The sequence below is a fragment of the Thalassospira profundimaris WP0211 genome (genome assembly GCF_000300275.1).
GTDB lineage: Bacteria > Pseudomonadota > Alphaproteobacteria > Rhodospirillales > Thalassospiraceae > Thalassospira > Thalassospira profundimaris.
This window is the reverse complement of the sequence record NZ_AMRN01000005.1, coordinates 17402-33999: the sequence shown is the minus strand read 5'-3', so window position 1 is coordinate 33999 and position 16598 is coordinate 17402. Positions and strand designations below refer to the sequence as shown.

At 55.5% G+C, this 16598-nt stretch carries 15 protein-coding genes; 9 read left to right on the top strand and 6 right to left on the bottom strand.

Annotated elements, in window-relative coordinates; translation table 11 throughout:
- The first annotated feature begins 98 nt into the window (after positions 1-98).
- From TH2_RS10745 to TH2_RS10710, 8 genes are all read left to right on the top strand, one after another.
- Positions 99-1628 carry an ABC transporter substrate-binding protein gene (locus tag TH2_RS10745; RefSeq protein ID WP_008890454.1) on the top strand — a complete coding sequence of 510 codons (1530 nt, stop codon included), beginning with the start codon at positions 99-101 and terminating at the stop codon, positions 1626-1628.
- Positions 1629-1701: 73 nt separating this feature from the next.
- Positions 1702-2625, top strand: a complete 924-nt coding sequence (locus TH2_RS10740; protein ID WP_008890453.1) for an ABC transporter permease — start codon at positions 1702-1704, stop codon at positions 2623-2625.
- 4 nt (positions 2626-2629) lie between these two features.
- The gene (locus TH2_RS10735; RefSeq protein WP_008890452.1) at positions 2630-3484 is read left to right on the top strand and encodes an ABC transporter permease; all 855 of its coding nucleotides are present in this window, start codon (positions 2630-2632) and stop codon (positions 3482-3484) included.
- Entirely contained in the window at positions 3481-5232 is a 1752-nt protein-coding gene (locus TH2_RS10730) for a M14 family metallopeptidase (protein WP_008890451.1), read from the top strand. The genes TH2_RS10735 and TH2_RS10730 overlap by 4 nt, the downstream gene beginning before the upstream one ends.
- A 183-nt stretch (positions 5233-5415) precedes the next feature.
- A complete protein-coding gene (locus tag TH2_RS10725) occupies positions 5416-6126 on the top strand; it encodes a GNAT family N-acetyltransferase (RefSeq protein WP_008890450.1) in 711 nt (236 codons plus the stop codon).
- 63 nt (positions 6127-6189) lie between these two features.
- Entirely contained in the window at positions 6190-7125 is a 936-nt protein-coding gene (locus tag TH2_RS20565) for a glucosaminidase domain-containing protein (RefSeq protein ID WP_008890449.1), read from the top strand.
- 92 nt (positions 7126-7217) lie between these two features.
- Entirely contained in the window at positions 7218-7856 is a 639-nt protein-coding gene (locus tag TH2_RS10715) for a CDP-alcohol phosphatidyltransferase family protein (RefSeq protein WP_008890448.1), read from the top strand.
- Between the two features lie 156 nt (positions 7857-8012).
- Positions 8013-9116: an ABC transporter substrate-binding protein gene (locus TH2_RS10710; protein ID WP_008890447.1), complete on the top strand. Its 1104-nt coding sequence runs from the start codon at positions 8013-8015 to the stop codon at positions 9114-9116.
- An 80-nt stretch (positions 9117-9196) separates the two neighbouring features.
- Here the strand turns inward: TH2_RS10710 and TH2_RS10705 are convergent, their stop codons facing one another.
- The 6 genes from TH2_RS10705 to TH2_RS10680 form a co-directional block, all read right to left on the bottom strand.
- A complete protein-coding gene (locus TH2_RS10705) occupies positions 9197-9544 on the bottom strand; it encodes a hypothetical protein (protein WP_008890446.1) in 348 nt (115 codons plus the stop codon).
- 210 nt (positions 9545-9754) lie between these two features.
- Positions 9755-10027: a GIY-YIG nuclease family protein gene (locus tag TH2_RS10700; RefSeq protein WP_008890445.1), complete on the bottom strand. Its 273-nt coding sequence runs from the start codon at positions 10025-10027 to the stop codon at positions 9755-9757.
- Between the two features lie 170 nt (positions 10028-10197).
- Positions 10198-10980: an SDR family oxidoreductase gene (locus tag TH2_RS10695; RefSeq protein WP_008890444.1), complete on the bottom strand. Its 783-nt coding sequence runs from the start codon at positions 10978-10980 to the stop codon at positions 10198-10200.
- Positions 10981-11102: 122 nt separating this feature from the next.
- The gene (locus TH2_RS10690) at positions 11103-11762 is read right to left on the bottom strand and encodes a 2-dehydro-3-deoxy-6-phosphogalactonate aldolase (protein WP_008890443.1); all 660 of its coding nucleotides are present in this window, start codon (positions 11760-11762) and stop codon (positions 11103-11105) included.
- A 65-nt stretch (positions 11763-11827) separates the two neighbouring features.
- A complete protein-coding gene (locus tag TH2_RS10685) occupies positions 11828-12760 on the bottom strand; it encodes a 2-dehydro-3-deoxygalactonokinase (protein ID WP_008890442.1) in 933 nt (310 codons plus the stop codon).
- Between the two features lie 109 nt (positions 12761-12869).
- On the bottom strand, positions 12870-13880 hold the full coding sequence (locus tag TH2_RS10680) for a cation diffusion facilitator family transporter (protein ID WP_008890441.1): 1011 nt from the start codon (positions 13878-13880) through the stop codon (positions 12870-12872).
- A gap of 506 nt (positions 13881-14386) precedes the next feature.
- Between TH2_RS10680 and katG the strand changes: the two genes are divergently transcribed.
- Positions 14387-16570: a catalase/peroxidase HPI gene (gene katG / locus TH2_RS10675; RefSeq protein ID WP_008890440.1), complete on the top strand. Its 2184-nt coding sequence runs from the start codon at positions 14387-14389 to the stop codon at positions 16568-16570.
- Positions 16571-16598: the final 28 nt, after the last annotated feature.

Here is a 16598-nt window from a genome sequence, read left to right as displayed (position 1 = left end):
GGCTTTCGGGACGTCACCCAAAAAAACACCAGAAAATCAAAAACCGGTGTTTTCCGTGATGCCCCAAAAGCCGGCCACCAACCAAAGGAGAAAACTTGATGATTAAACAGGGAATGCGTACCGCCCTTATGGCGCTGGCTCTTGCCGGTGGCATGATGGCGTCTGCGCCGGCACACGCCGAAGGCACACTCACCGTTTCCTCGCCGCAGGATCCGGGCAGTTGGGATCCGGTCGATACCTTTCTGGTTAACTGGGCCTCGGTTGCAACCAACATTTATGATGGTCTGACCTATCGCGGGCCGGATACCAAACTGGTACCAGGTCTGGCAACCTCGTGGGAGGTTCTTGATGACGGTTTGCGTATCCGCTTTGCGCTGCGTGAAGGCGTTACCTTCCATAATGGCGAACCGTTCAACGCCGATGCTGTAAAATTCACCTTTGATCGCCTGATGGGCGAAGAAGGTAAAAAAGGCCCGCAGCGTTCGAACTATGCCGCGATTGACAATGTCGAAGTCATCGACGACTACACGGTCGACATGCACCTCACTCAGCCTGATCCGGTTCTGCTGACCAAGCTTGCCGGCTATGGCGCAATGATCGTGCCGCCGAAATATATCGCTGAGAATGGCGAAGACTATTTCAACGCGCACCCGGTCGGCACCGGTCCGTTCAAATTCGTATCCTATGAACCGAAGGTCGGCATCAAACTGGAAGCCTATGACGGGTTCTGGGGCGATCAGGCCAAGATTTCCGATCTTGAATACCGCTTCATCAGTGAACCGTCGACGGCTGTTGCCGAATTGCAGGCTGGTCGCGTTGATCTGGTGATCCCGCCGACCATTCCGATCGGCATGATCCCGACCATCGAAGAAGACCCGAATATTCAGGTCGTCACCACCGCAAGCCCGACCGTCTATGCCCTGCGCTTTAACACCGCGAACGGCATTACCAAGGATGAGCGCGTGCGCAAGGCCATGATTTATGGCGTTGATCGCAAGGCGATCATTGATGCGGTTCTGGGTGGTCAGGCATCCGAGATCGTCAGCTTCCAGGGTGAATTGTCGTTTGGTTATGATCCCTCCCTGGAGCCGCTTCCTTATGATCCGAACAAAGCCAAGGAACTTCTGGCCGAAGCGGGCGTCGCACCGGGCGCCAATGTTCAGATCAATATTCGCGGCAATGATTCAACCTTTAACGAAGTAGCACAGGCTGTTGCCAGCTACCTTCAGATTATTGGCCTGAACGCCACGATCAAGCCTTACGAAACCAACGTTCTGCTAAACGACATCATCCCGCAGGGTAAAACCGGCGAGATGTTCCAGCAGTCCTGGGGTGGCTGGACGCTTGATTTCGATAACACGGCTTATTTCATGTATCACACGGGTGAAAAATGGAACCCGTATGACAGCGACCCCAAAATGGACGAGCTGCTTGAAAGCCAGCGCGCCATCACCGATCAGGCCAAGCGTGAGGAAATCCTGCGCGAGATTGCCAATTACGCAGCTGATCGTGCGCTGGAAATGCCGCTTTACAACCTCAATGCGATCTTTGGCCTATCCAACCGGGTTAAAAACTTCACCCCGGTTCCTGATAGCCGCCTGCGCCTGAACGAAGTTTCAGTAGACTGATCCTTTACGGGATGCCGCCTGCCCCGCATTACGGGCGGCATCCCACCTTCTGTTTGCTTAAGGAATTAAGACCTTGGCCGGATTTCTGATTAAACGCATTTTGCAGGCTGCCTTTGTGATTGTCGCCGTCACACTGGTCGTCGCCTTTGCCGTTCGCCTGACCGGTGACCCGGCACTCATGCTTTCGCAGGGTGCAGGCAGCATCACCGAAGAGGACCTTGCCCGTATTCGCGAGGCACTGGGCGTCAACAAGCCATTTCTGGTGCAATATACCGATTTCTTCCTGGGAATTTTCACCCTTGATTTCGGCCGCTCTTTCCTTGGCGGAACACCGGTGATCGACCTGATTGGCAATGCCCTGCCGGCAACGTTGATGCTGGCCTTTGCCTCGATGTTCGTCTCCATCGCGGTATCGATCCCGCTTGGCATCAAGGCCGCCGTTTCACGCGGCAAATGGGCAGATCAGTTTATCCGGATCATTTCGCTGATCGGGTTATCCTTCCCGAACTTCTGGTTGGCCATCATGCTTGTTCTGTTGTTTTCCATTACCCTGCAATGGCTGCCGCCAAGCGGAATGGACGGATTTGCAAGCTTCCTGATGCCCGCCATTACAATGGGTATCATCCTGACTGCGACCAATGTGCGTCTTGTGCGGACCTCGATGCTCGAAACGATGCAGTCGCAATACATCATGGTCGCCCGGGCCAAGGGGCTTTCCGAAAGCACGGTGCTGTACAAACATGCGCTGCGCAATTGTGCCATCCCGCTGATTACCTATTTCGGTCTTCAGTTTGGCGGGCTTCTGGGGGGCATCGTCGTGGTCGAGCGCGTTTTCAACTGGCCTGGTCTTGGTACCCTTGCCTTTGATGCTGTGGGGGCGCGTGATTACCCCGTGCTTCAGGCGGTGATTACGGTTCTTTCCATGCTGATTGTTGGCGTGAACCTTTTGGTCGACATTGCCTATGGCCTGATCGATCCGCGGATCAGAACGGAGTAATTCCATGACAGCCATTGCCAAATCCGCCCGTTTCAAGCGGTATAAAAATCTGGAATTCATTCTTGGCGTGCTTCTGACCGGCGGAATCTGCCTTGCGGTTCTGTTTTCCGACCTGCTGTTTCCCGACGGCGGTGACAAGATCAACCTGATGGCCCGTTTGACAGCGCCCTTTACCGACACGGCCCACATACTGGGCACCGACCCGCTGGGCCGTGATGTGCTGGCCCGCGTCGTCATGGGGGGCAAAATCTCGCTTCAGGTTGGCATTCTTTCGGTTGCCGGTGCGGTTGTGATCGGCGTGATCATGGGGCTTGTATCGGGCTATTATCGCGGCTTCTGGGACATGATTGTCATGCGCTTTGCCGATGTGCAGCTTGCCCTGCCCTTCATCCTGCTGGCGATCACCTTTATTGCCATTGTCGGCGGCGGTTTGACCAACATGATCATTTTGCTGATCGTCTCGCAATGGGTGCAATATGCCCGTCTGGTGCGCGGTTCGGTCTTGTCGCTGCGCGATCGGGAATTCATCCAGTCGGCACAGGCGATTGGCGTGCGCGATATTCACATTTTGCTCCGTCACCTTTTGCCCAACCTGATCGGCCCGGTCATTGTTCTGATGACGTTGAATGTCGCCAATAACATCCTGCTCGAAAGCAGTCTGACCTTCCTTGGCCTCGGCGTTGATCCGCTGATCCCAAGCTGGGGTGGCATGCTTGCAGATGGCCGTACCTATTTGCAGAATGCCTGGTGGGTTTCGGTCTTCCCGGGACTTGCCATTCTTTTGACCGTGCTTGGCCTGAACCTTCTTGGTGACTGGCTTCGCGACAGCCTTGACCCCACAGGTAGGACTTCACGATGACCCGTATTTTCGCCACCGCCCTTCCACGGACCATCGACACCCTGATCAGGGATTTCGCAACACCGGCACACAAAGGGCAGGTGATCGAGGCATGGCTGTTTGACGATGCCCCTTCCCGCCGCGCGGCAGAGGCCGCCTTTGCCGAGCACGGTATCACCGCGAGGATCCGAAGTTCCTATAAGCCGCTGCTGCATTTCTTCCTGGAAGAAATTGATCTTGCTGCGCAGCCTTATTCTGACATCCGCGTGACCTATCCGCGCCATGAAGCCGCAAACGATAACCGGTTCCTACTTGAAACCTATCCACTGGGCGCACTTGTCGGTGATGCGCAGATCAGTTTTCACGCAGGCCCCCGGACCGACGGGGTATATGAACTTGTTCTGACCGACCGGAACGGTGCAACAGCCAGTCATGAAGTCTTTGCCCCGAACCGCGTTCATCGCGATATGGTCAATGAAACTCACCTGTCACCAACTGGCTGGCTCCGAGTGACGGATGGCGATGGCACCACGCTGACGGATAAGCAGATTGATACCGACTACGAAACCCTGTTTCATCAAACCATGGCGGCCATTGCCGCCCATGACTGGGGCAATCAGGAACCGTATTTCAATGAACTGAACATCACGGTCGAGCTGCCCGGTAAGGATCACCCGATCGCACACGGGCATGAAGCAATCAGCCTGCATGAAGCCCTCCACGAAGATTTCTATTTCTCACTGCTCGAACTGTTTCAGGTCAAATCCGGTCGCCCGTTGGGCGATCGAGGTCTGCAACCCGGGCAGATCGTCCCGGAAATCAAGTCAGGCACCGACAAACTGACGGTGACGGTTGAAAACCGCGCGCTTTCAACGACGGAAATTACCGGACCGGCACAGGACCTTGATACCGCGACCAATCCGCTCACCAGTGCCCAGATCGCCGACGAGCTGGGTAAAATTGATGGTGACGTCTTTACAGCGCAATCGCGTTCGGGACGGACGATCAGCGCGCGTTATCACAGCGGAACCGATATTCCTGTGATGATCAGTGGCGGGCAGCATCCAAACGAAATCACCGGTCCGTCCGGTGCGCTACGCGCTGCCAAGGCACTGGCCAAACGCGATGGTGCGCATTTCACCATTTCGCCACTGGAAAACCCCGATGGCTATGCCCTGCATCAACGGCTCATTATCGACAATCCGTGTCATATGCATCATGCGGCACGCTATACGGCACTGGGTGATGATCTTGAATATCGTACTGGCGCCAACCTGCTGGAAAAGGAAATTCGCAAGAAGGCCCAAGATATCAGCAAGGCACAATTGCATGTAAACTTGCATGGTTATCCATCCCACGAATGGACGCGGCCGTTATCAGGATATGTTCCGCGCGGGTTTGATATGTGGACCCTGCCCAAGGGGTTCTTCCTGATCATGCGTCATCACGATGACTGGACCGATCATGCCAATGCCTTTATTGATCTGGTCACCAAGCATCTGGCAACCATTCCGGGCCTCCTTGATTTCAACAATGCCCAGATCGAACTGTATCGCACCCATGCGGGCGATACCGGCTTTGACATCATCAATGGGTTCCCGTGCATGATTTTCATCGATGATCGCCATGATGTTCCGCTGACTCTGATCACTGAATATCCCGACGAAACAATCTATGGCGCGGAATTCATTGCGGGTCACACAGCACAGATGGAAACCGTGATCGCGGCATACGACGCCCATCAAAAACTGATGGCGCAAAAGGGATAGTCACGACCCTTCATATTACCGACAAACACAAACTCCCTGTCAAGCCTCCTGCCCCCGCATTACCCGATGCGGGGGTTTTATATTGGCACCATCACATTTGTAAAACTGGCACTGGAACAGAGGACCAATTCCAACCATCCTGCTGATTAGAAACCACACTTTATCAGACCAACAGGAACCACTATGACCACGCCCCACAAAGATATCTTTGGCAAACCCGTCGGCCACCCGGTTGAAAACTGGACCGGATGCGCATTGCCACCGCGCAACGACATGATCGGCAGCCACGTCATCGTAAGCCCGCTTGATATTGCCCGCGATGCAAGGCAACTTTTTGAGGCCAACGGCAAGGCGTCTGACGGATCACGCTTTACCTATCTTCCGACCGGGCCGTTCGCGGACTTCGATGCCTACAAGGCATGGCTGGACGGCATGACCGCCAACGATGACCCGATGCTGCATACCATCATCGACAAATCCACCAACATGGCCGTCGGGGTTGCCGCCTTCATGCGGATGGATCGGAACAATGGCGTGGTGGAAATCGGCAATATCAATTATGCCCCGGCCCTTTCAAAGACCATCGGCGGGACAGAGGCGATGTATCTGATGATGAAGCGCGCCTTTGATGAGCTGGGCTATCGCCGCTATGAATGGAAATGCGACGATCAGAACGCCCCGTCGCGTGCCGCCGCCACACGCTATGGCTTTACCTATGAAGGCACGTTTCGCAACCACATGGTTTACAAAGGGCGCAACCGCGACACCGCATGGTTTTCCGTCATCGTTGAAGAATGGCCTGCCGTCAAGGCCGCGTTCGAGGCGTGGTTGGCACCCGACAACTTTGACGAGGCAGGAAAACAGCGCAAACGTCTTGAAGATTTTCGCCGTTAAACCCCAAAGCATGGTAGCATTCTGATCCTGCACCGATGTCAGGTCAGATCAGCGAGGCACACCATGTTTAAACGTGTCCTGATACGCACATTTTCCGTTCTGGCGGTTGTCACCTTTGGGATGGCCGCGGGTCTCCTTCCCGCTGCACGGGCGGATATCCTTCTGCCGACGCCCGACCAAAGCGACGTTATCCGCATTGAACTGAATGGCTATGAACAGCTTGAAAAGCTGTTTGAGGATCTTGGCTATACCGCAGAACGCTGGAACGCGGGGGAACGCATTGTTCCCCGGCTTTTCCTGCAAACCATCCCGACAAGATGGCGCGACGAACTTGCCGATCAACTGACGGTCACGGCCAAGAAACGCACATTTTTCCGGACACTTGGCCCGTTGACCCTGCTTGCTAACGAGGAAATCGCCCTGCAAAGCAGTGTCCTTCGTGATGCGATCCGTACCAACGATCTTTCGATCATTGCCGAACTGGCCGAACAATACCGTGTTGAAACAGCCCCCGAAGACCCGGCAACCATTAGCGAACTTGAAAAACGCATCGCACCAGTTCCCCCGTCACTTGCCATGGCGCAAATGGCCATCGAAAGCGGCTGGGGCACATCGCGCTTTGCCGCCCTTGGCAACGCATTGTTTGGTCAATGGACCTATGGCGGCGACGGCATCACGCCCGAAGAACAGCGAAAGCACCTTGGTGATTACAAGATCGCGGCTTTCAAGACACCGTTCGGTTCGGTCCGGGCCTATATGATGAACCTCAATACCGGGTCGGCTTACACGGAATTTCGCGATTTGCGCGCCAGAATGATCGCCGATCAGAAACCCCTTTCGGGATCTGTTCTGGCCGAAACACTGACCCGATATTCCGAACGCGGCAGTGTCTATATCGAAGAAATCCAGGCGGTCATTCGACAAAACAAACTCAGCCCCGTCGATGACGCCGTGCTTGACGAAAGCCCCTATTACCAACTGATCCCGTCCGGTGAATAGCCATCTCACCCGCAATCAACAAACTGGTGATTTTCATTCCATCGAACTTGCGCTTATAGTCGCTGTTTCAACGAGATAACCGGAAACACCAGATGTTTGATGCCCGCCTGCGCCCGCTGATTGATGTGCCATTGAATGCGATTGCGCGTACGCTTTCGGGCACGGGCATTACGCCAAACTTCATCACCGGCGTTGGTTTTTTCCTTGGCCTGCTGGCAGCTGGCTGTCTTGTGCTGAAACTTGATTACGCAGCACTTGTTTTTATCCTTGGCTCACGGTTCATGGACGGGCTTGATGGCGCAGTTGCACGCCATGCCGCCCCGCGGTCGCGTCACCCCAATGCAAAAAGCCAGGAAAGCGATCTTGGCGGTTACTACGATATCGTCTCCGACTTTCTGTTTTATTCGGGAATCATTCTGGCCTTTGCCATCGGCCGCCCGGAACATGCCCTGATGGCGGCGTTTCTGATTTTCTGTTTTGTCGGCACCGGGTCGAGTTTTCTGGCCTATGCGATCATTGCCGCCAAACAGGGGCGCACGGATGGCGATGCCCAAGGCAAGAAAAGCTTCTTCTATCTGACCGGCATCACCGAAGGCAGCGAGACCATACTGGTCTTATGTCTTATTTGTATTTTCCCGGCCTCGTTTAACATGATCGCCGCCATTTTCGGTGCCTTGTGCCTGATGACCACAATGGGACGGGTGCTGCAGGCCAGACGTGACTTTGGCTAGGAGTGGCACGGCAAATATCGCGATATCAACCGCTTGAAACGCATTCGGGGAACTGCCATATCGGTTTTGTCGCTTGATCTTTGGCTATCGTGACAGGATACAGCAATAACAAAGGGCCAGCCTATCCGGCCGATCAAAAAAGCTTCAAGGAATAAAATGCGGTCCATCAGGTTTCTGTGCTCTGTCTTTGTCGGATGCTTCTTGCTGGTTGCCTGTGATCAATCAGGCCCGATCAAAATCGGTTTCATTGCCGGCCTGTCCGGCCCCGGATCGGATGCCGGAACGGACGCGCTTGATGCGCTGAAACTGGCCGCCCAACAGGTCAATACCGATGGCGGCATCAATGGCCGCATGGTGGAAATCATTCCGCGTGATGATCTGAAAACCCCGGAAGTCGCCCAAAACCACGTGCGCGAGCTCAAGCGCCTTGGCGTTGATGCGATTGTCGGCCCGATCATCAGTTCGATCGGCATGGCGATGCTGCCGGTGATCAATGAATTGGGTGTCGTGACCATTTCGCCGACGGTCTCTGCGGCCGACTTTGCCGGTTTTCGTGACAACCTGTTTCGCATGAACACCACGACGCGTGAAAATGCGCGCGCCTATGCCCGTCGCTATATCGATCAGGGCTATGAACGGGTCGCCCTTGCCCTTGATGGCCAGAACCAGGCATTTACCGACAGCTGGTATCGCGAGTTCCTTCTGGAACTTGATGCCCTCGACGGGCGGGTCATCTCCAAAATCTGGATCAATACCGACAATATCACCCACGCCGAAGCAGCGAGCCAATTGTTGGCCGACGATCCCGACGCGATCGTTCTGATCACCAACAGCACAGACAGTGCGATGATGGCGCAAGAAATCCGCAAGCTGTCATCAAGCGTTCCGCTTGCTGTCTCAGAATGGGCAGGCTCACAGGCCCTGATCGAGGTCGGTGGCGAGGCGGTCGAGGGCGTGGAACTCGCACAGGCCTATGACCGCTATGACACCAATCCGCGCTTCCAGAAATTTGTCGCGGCGTTCAACGAAATGTTTGGTCGTCAGCCCGGCTATACCGCGGTTCTGGGCTATGACGCGGCGACCGTCCTGTTTGCCGCGCTCCGCACCAAGCACCCGGATCAATCGCTTGCCGATGCGCTGACCAATCTGCCACCGCAACAGGGATTGCATCAGGAACTGGTGTTTGATGCCTTTGGTGATGGCAATCGCAACATCTATTTCGTGGCCATCCAGGACGGAAAATTCATCCGGGTCGACTAAAAACGCACATCATTGCCAAAACAAAAGCCCTGCACATGCAGGGCTTTTTCGTCTCAGGTTGGTATAGCTATCAACCGATCCTAGTGATCGCTTTCTTCCAGGAAATGATCGCCAAGGCCGGTATCATATTCCATGCCTTCCTTGGTCAGAACGATGCTGGCCGGATAGCCTTCCTTGACCAACCCCTTGCGGGCAAGGGCAACCCAAACAGCCGGGTTATCGAACCCGCTGGCATCGCGGGCGGCCACGGTGAATTTGCCAACGTGAACATGGTCGCCGTGTGCATGGGGGACACGCAAAAGCGTTGCTTCGCCGGTGGCCTCGTCAATCTTGCCCGAATTCGGGTCCTTGGCAATCACCTGTGCAAGCACAAGGGTGCGCAGCTGCAGATTGTTCAGTTTCAGTGGATTTTTGCGAACGAATGCCATGATCGATAGTACCCCGGTTTAAATGCGTTATTTGCTAGAGCCTGTTGCGATTAGCTTGTACCGCTTTTGCCGAGGGCTGAGGAACGTCCCGGCCCGAAGGGTTCGCGAAACGCGAACAAAAGTTATGCAAGCTAATCGTAACAGGCTCTGGGACATATCTGTCACTTGGCGCAATGATGCAAGCCCTGATTTGTCTCCAAATCAACCGACCTATCCGCCTGCCAGCATCTTGCGCAGCTTGCGATCACGTTTAAGATGCCATTCCCGGCTCATCGCCTGCCCGAAGGTGCGGAACCGTTCGACATACACCAGTTCCCAATGGCGCCCGCGCGTCGTCTTTGCCCCCTTGCCGCTATTATGCGTGGCAAGCCTGGCCTCGACATCGGTCGACCAGCCGACATAGGTCCGGGGCAAAGCGGCATTGCCCTGCCCCGGCCTGAAATCACATTCGCGAAGCACATAAACAAAGGTGAATGACGCCATGCTAGCACCACCCTTTGTGTTGGGCACTTGGTGATATGTTGGATTTCGTCACAGGGCGTGTCGAAAATGCCTGTTTGCGAGAACCGGCGCGCAGCGTACTTAACGTACGTGAGCACCGGAAGCGCAGCAAATGGGTGTTTGCAGACCGTTCTGTGACGAAAGGCGACATATCAGCCCATGGTGGAGTTGAAGGCTCCGCCATCAAGCAGAACATTCTGCCCGACCATGAATTTCGCATGCTCGCTGCACATGAATGCACAGGTCGCCCCGAAATCAAGCGGATCACCAAAACGTCCCGTGGGAAGACCCGCCTGGGTTTTGGTGCGTGCCTCTTCCAGCGAAATGCCTTCTGCCTTGGACTTGTTGGTCATCAGCGCATTGATACGGTCCGTATCGTGCTGGCCCGGCAAAAGGTTGTTCATAATCACGCCATCCTTGGCCACCTGACGCGAGGTCCCCGCGACAAAGCCGGTCAGACCGGCACGGGCCCCGTTCGATAGACCCAGATGCGGGATTGGCGACTTAACAGAACCCGACGTGATATTCACAATCCGGCCCCACTGGCGCGAAATCATGCCCGGCAGAACCGCAGTCGCAAGCAGGATCGGTGTCAGCATGTTGGACTGAACGGCGGCTTCCCATTCCTTCTGGCCCCAGTCGGACCACACTCCCGGGGGTGGACCACCGGCGTTATTGACCAGAATATCCGGCGCATCTACAGCCGCCAGAACCTTGTTACGGCCTTCTTCGGTGGTGATGTCGCAGGCGACCGTGGTGACATTCACGCCATAGGTATCACGGATATATTCCGCAGTTTCATTCAGCGGCCCTTCGGAACGCGCATTGAGCACAAGATCAACACCGGCTTCGGCCAGTTTGATCGCGCAGCCACGACCAAGCCCCTTGGATGACGCACACACAATGGCCTTGCGGCCCTTAATTCCAAGATCCAATGGATCCTCCCATGTTCAGGAATTCAGACAATGGCAGGAATTTAGCCCGCACGCCCCCAAGGGTCAAACGCACTTCCATAATTTGGAATTATTTCAAAACCGAATATTTCGGAACGGGCCCTTCAGCCAAACACCGCATCATGCGCGCGGACATAGGCCATCGCCGCCTTTGAGACATCACCCGCCGTCATGCCGGGCTTATAGATGCCCGAACCAAGGCCAAAGCCATCGCAGCCCGCCTTGGCATAGACGCTAAAATCATCCGGGCCGACACCACCAACGGCATAAACCGGCACATCTTTTGGCAGGACAGCGCGCATTGCCTTGATGCCCTCAGCGCCGATGATGCTTGCCGGAAAAATCTTAAGCCCGTCTGCCCCGGCCTTGATCGCGGCAAAGCATTCGGTGGGCGTCAAAACACCAGGCCAGGAGCCCATGCCGAGTTCCTTGGTCTTGGCGATCACCTCGATATCGCAGTTGGGCGATACAACGAATTCACCGTTCGCCGCCTTCACATTGGCAACGTCATCCGTGGTCAAAACCGTGCCCGCCCCGATCATCGCGGCATTCCCGACCGCATCTTTCATGGCAGAAATGCTTTTAAGCGGTTCGGGGGAATTCAACGGCACCTCGATCATCGTGATCCCGGCATCGACCAGTGCGCGCGCCATATCAACGGCCTCGTGGGGCTGCACGCCGCGCAGGATCGCGATCAGGTTGCGATGCCCAGCACCTGAAACGCTATCGGTGATCTGGTCATTGACGGATGTCGGATAAGCCATAACTGTCTTCCTGTTTGTTAAGCCCGCTTGCATTTCATGCATCCGGGGCCTGAATAGATCGGGATTTAGCCCGTCACAACGCCGTAAGCACGCGACAGCCCGGCAAGCGTAATCGCAGCCCCGTCCTTCGGCGTTGCCTTGTGGTTATGAACGGCCAAGGCCGCCTGATAAAGCGATGCCAGCTTGCCCGCCCCGATCAGGGCAATGTCATCCCCCGGTGCAAGGCGACTTAACACATCGGCAATCTCGGCCCCGATAACCGTGCCTGACAAAACCGCCGCCCCCGGCGCAACAGATGCATCCCCCTTGGCCACCAACGCCCCTGCCCGCACGGTAAACAGACTATGCAGGAAGGCGGTTGGCTGTTCGGATGCCGTGCGCACCGCATCGGCAAAGGCAGCATTGTCCCAGCCATCATCCACCGAATGACGCAGGATGGATTGCTGCGACAGCAAGGCAAACACCTCGCCACTCATATAGGTGCGAAATGCCTTGATCATGCCATCACCAACCTGTGCCCATTTCGAATGGGTGCCGGGCAAACAGACCCAGCCGGAAAAATCCGGGTTCTGCGCCATAAAGCCGACAAGCTGGGTTTCCTCGCCGCGCATGACATCAGGGTCACCGCGCTGACAAAGCCCCGGCAGGATAAAAACAGAAATGCGAGGATCGCTCACATTTGGTGTTACCGCCCCCTTGGCCAGATCGGATGGCCGTGCCGGCACATCGCAATAAGGTGCCTCGATCCAACCCTGCTTGGCCCCAGCCATGCCACAAATCACCACCGGCAGCTTTGCCGGATCAGCGCCAAGCCAATCTTCGATCAGGTCGATCAAAACCGCCTCAAACGAAAGTTTGGGGTCGCCTGCAATCGCATTCATGCCCAGCGGACTTTCCGCCGAACCAAGGATGTTAGCGGTATCATCCATCGCCCAAAGGCGCAGGTTTGACGTCCCCCAATCAACCGCGATCCAGCTCGGGAAGATCTTTTTAGTCATGTTCGAACGCGTCCCTTCCCGTAAAATTCCTTATTGGTTTTATTCCTCATACTATTTCGCGCACGCCAGTTCAACTGCAACCAGCGCACACGCCAATAGCATCGCCGCGTTAGGCCGGGTGGGTTAAGGGGGCGGCATCGGGGTTGCTGCCCAATTCATCGAGAAGCTTCTGATGGGCCCGCCAGTTTTGTGCTTCGATAAACACTTTGGATACTTCGGGAATTTCGGCGCGAATATCGCTTTCAAGCCGCGATACGGCGGCCTCAAGTGCGACCGATGTAACCGTATCTTCAAAATCAACACTGACACACACAATCAGGCTTTGCGGCCCGTGATGCAGGGTAATGATCTCGTTGACCTTAAGGATGCCGGGAATGGCGGCGACCATATCATTGATCTTCTTGCGGCTTTGGCTGTTGGCACTTTCACCGATCAAAAGCCCCTTGCACTCAACCGCCAGCATAAAGGCCGTCACCGCCAGAATAAGCCCGATCATCACCGAAGCCAGACCATCAAGAACCGGCATTTCAAGCAAATAGGCCGCCGCAATCCCGACGCACGCCACCACAAGCCCCAAAAGCGCTGCTGAATCCTCAAACAAAATGACGAATACGGTCGGGTCCTTGCTGCTGCGTACTGCCTTGATCAGCGGCACATTCGGATGCTGTGCCCGGAAGGTGATATAGGCCGTGCGAAACGCCAGGCCTTCCAGCACAATCGCAATCATCAAGATCGAAAACACCACGTGATAGGTGCGGATATCAAACCCGCCAAATGTCGCCACCACATGCACATCAAGCGCATGCGGATGAATGACCTTGTCCACCCCTTCCCAGATCGAAACGCCTGCACCCAGCCCGAAAATCATCACCGCCACCAGAAACGACCAGAAATAGGTTTCCTTGCCATAGCCCATAGGATGGCGCTCATCGGGTTCACGCGTCGAAAGCTTCAAGCCCAAAAGCAAAAGCCCCTGATTGCCGGTATCGACAAGCGAATGAATGCCTTCCGACATCATCGCGGCCGATCCGGTGATCGCCGCCCCGCCAAACTTGGCCACAGCAATCAGCAAATTGGCCGCTGCCGCCATATAGATGGCACCTTTTGAAGAATGAGACATGTCGGGATTTCCGCTTTCTGTGGGGCGATGATTTGGCCTGGCAACATTCGGGATCAGGGAAAATCCCGCACGTTAAAGGCCTTAAGACTGTGAACTCGAACACAGTCTACCCGACTGATTGCAAATGTCACGGCCCCAACCGCCCCCGGCCAAAACCGGCACTTTCACCGCCCCGGATCAAATCATCGATAAAAACTATCGAAAACACATGAAATAACTATTTCCCCTATTACATGTATCGTTGTTAGCCTTCTCAAAGCGATGGGAAAGCCGTTGCGCAAAATTGATTACCCCGTGTCGCATTGCGATCCCTGAGTTGATGATTACCTTCAACATGAAACCGTCACGCATAACTTCTGGTTTCATGGTGCTGGTTTTGGTTAAACTAGGTCAGGGAGAAACAACAAACGGACGCAACACATCAACGCGTCCCACGACCGCGCGATACACGCGATACGGGTCCAGGAGCTGTTTAAAACATCTCAGCCACGACGGAGAGAGAAAAAATGGACGGAAAACATACCGCAGGGAAATGTCCGGTAATGCATGGTGGCATGACCGAGACGGGCAAATCAGTAAGCGACTGGTGGCCAAAGACGCTTAATCTCGACATTCTTCACCAGCACGACACCAAGGTGAACCCCTATGGTGAAGACTTCAACTATGCCGAAGAATTCAAAAAGCTCGACCTTGAAGCGGTCAAGACCGACATCAAAAATCTCATGACCGACAGCCAGGACTGGTGGCCGGCCGACTGGGGACATTATGGTGGGCTGATGATCCGCATGGCTTGGCACTCTGCCGGTTCTTACCGCTTGGCCGATGGCCGTGGTGGTGGTGGTAAGGGCAACCTTCGTTTCGCCCCGCTGAACTCCTGGCCCGATAACACCAACCTTGATAAGGCGCGCCGTCTTCTCTGGCCGATCAAAAAGAAATACGGCAACAAGCTTTCCTGGGCCGACCTGATCATTCTGGCCGGCACCATGGCTTATGAGTCGATGGGTCTTAAGGTCTTTGGCTTTGCCGGTGGCCGCGAAGATATCTGGCACCCGGAAAAGGACACCTATTGGGGGGCCGAACGCGAATGGCTGGCCCCATCTGACAATCGTTATGACGATGTCTCCAAGCCAGACACCATGGAAAACCCGCTGGCCGCAGTCCAGATGGGCCTGATCTATGTGAACCCGGAAGGGGTGAATGGTCAGCCAGACCCGCTCAAGACCGCCGCCCAGGTCCGTGAAACCTTTGCCCGCATGGCAATGGATGACGAAGAAACCGCTGCCCTCACCGTTGGTGGTCACACGGTTGGTAAAACGCATGGCAATGGCGATGCATCCCTGCTGGAAGCCGAACCCGAAGCCGCCGATGTCCATGAACAGGGCTTTGGCTGGATGAACCACACCAAGCGTGGCATTGGCCGCGATACCGTGACGTCTGGCATCGAAGGTGCCTGGACCACCCACCCGACCAAGTGGGATAACGGCTATTGCAAGCTGCTGCTGGGTTATGAGTGGGAACTCAAGAAAAGCCCGGCCGGTGCCAACCAGTGGGAACCGATCGGCATTAAAGAAGAAGACATGCCGGTTGACGTCGAAGATCCGTCGATCCGCCGCATGCCGATCATGACCGATGCCGACATGGCAATGAAGATGGACCCGACCTATCGCGCCATCATCGAGAAATTCAATAACGACTTTGAATATTTCTCCGATTGCTTTGCCCGTGCATGGTTCAAACTGACCCACCGTGATATGGGCCCGAAGGCCTGCTATCTCGGCCCGGATGTCCCCAAAGAAGACCTGATCTGGCAGGACCCGATCCCCTCAGTTGATTACACCCTCTCGGACTCCGAGATCGCCGATCTCAAATCCAAGCTGCTCGGCCTTGGCGTTTCCGCAACCGATCTGATCAACACCGCGTGGGACAGTGCCCGCACCTTCCGCGGTTCGGACCGTCGTGGTGGTGCCAACGGGGCGCGTATTCGCTTGGCTCCGCAGAAGGACTGGGAAGGCAACGAGCCGGCACGTCTTGCCAAGGTTCTCAAAGCACTAGAAGACTTCCAGGCAGGCCTTGCCAAGAAAGTCTCGATTGCCGACCTCATCGTTCTGGCCGGTACGGCCGCGGTTGAAAAGGCCGCGAAGGATGCCGGGGTTAACATCACCGTCCCGTTCGCACCGGGCCGCGGCGATGCGACCGATGAAATGACCGATGCCGACAGCTTCGACGTCCTCGAACCGTTGGCGGATGGCTTCCGCAACTGGTCGAAAAAGGACTATGTCGTCTCACCGGAAGAAATGCTGCTCGACCGCGCGCAGCTCATGGGCCTGACCGCCCATGAAATGACCTGCCTGATCGGTGGTATGCGGGCGCTTGGCACCAACCATGGCGGCACCAAGCACGGTGTCTTCACGGACCGTGTTGGCGTTCTGTCAAACGACTTCTTCGTCAACCTGACCGACATGGGCTACAGCTGGAAACCGGCTGGCGACAACCTTTATAACATCGTTGATCGCAAGTCCGGCGAAACCAAATACACCGCCACCCGCGTGGATCTGGTGTTTGGTTCCAACTCGATCCTGCGCGCCTATGCAGAGGTCTACGCCCAGGACGACAACCACGAGAAGTTCGTCAAGGACTTCGTCGCCGCCTGGACCAAAGTCATGAACGCCGATCGCTTTGATCTGGCGTGAGAGGCTGATCGTCTGATGTAATTTGGAG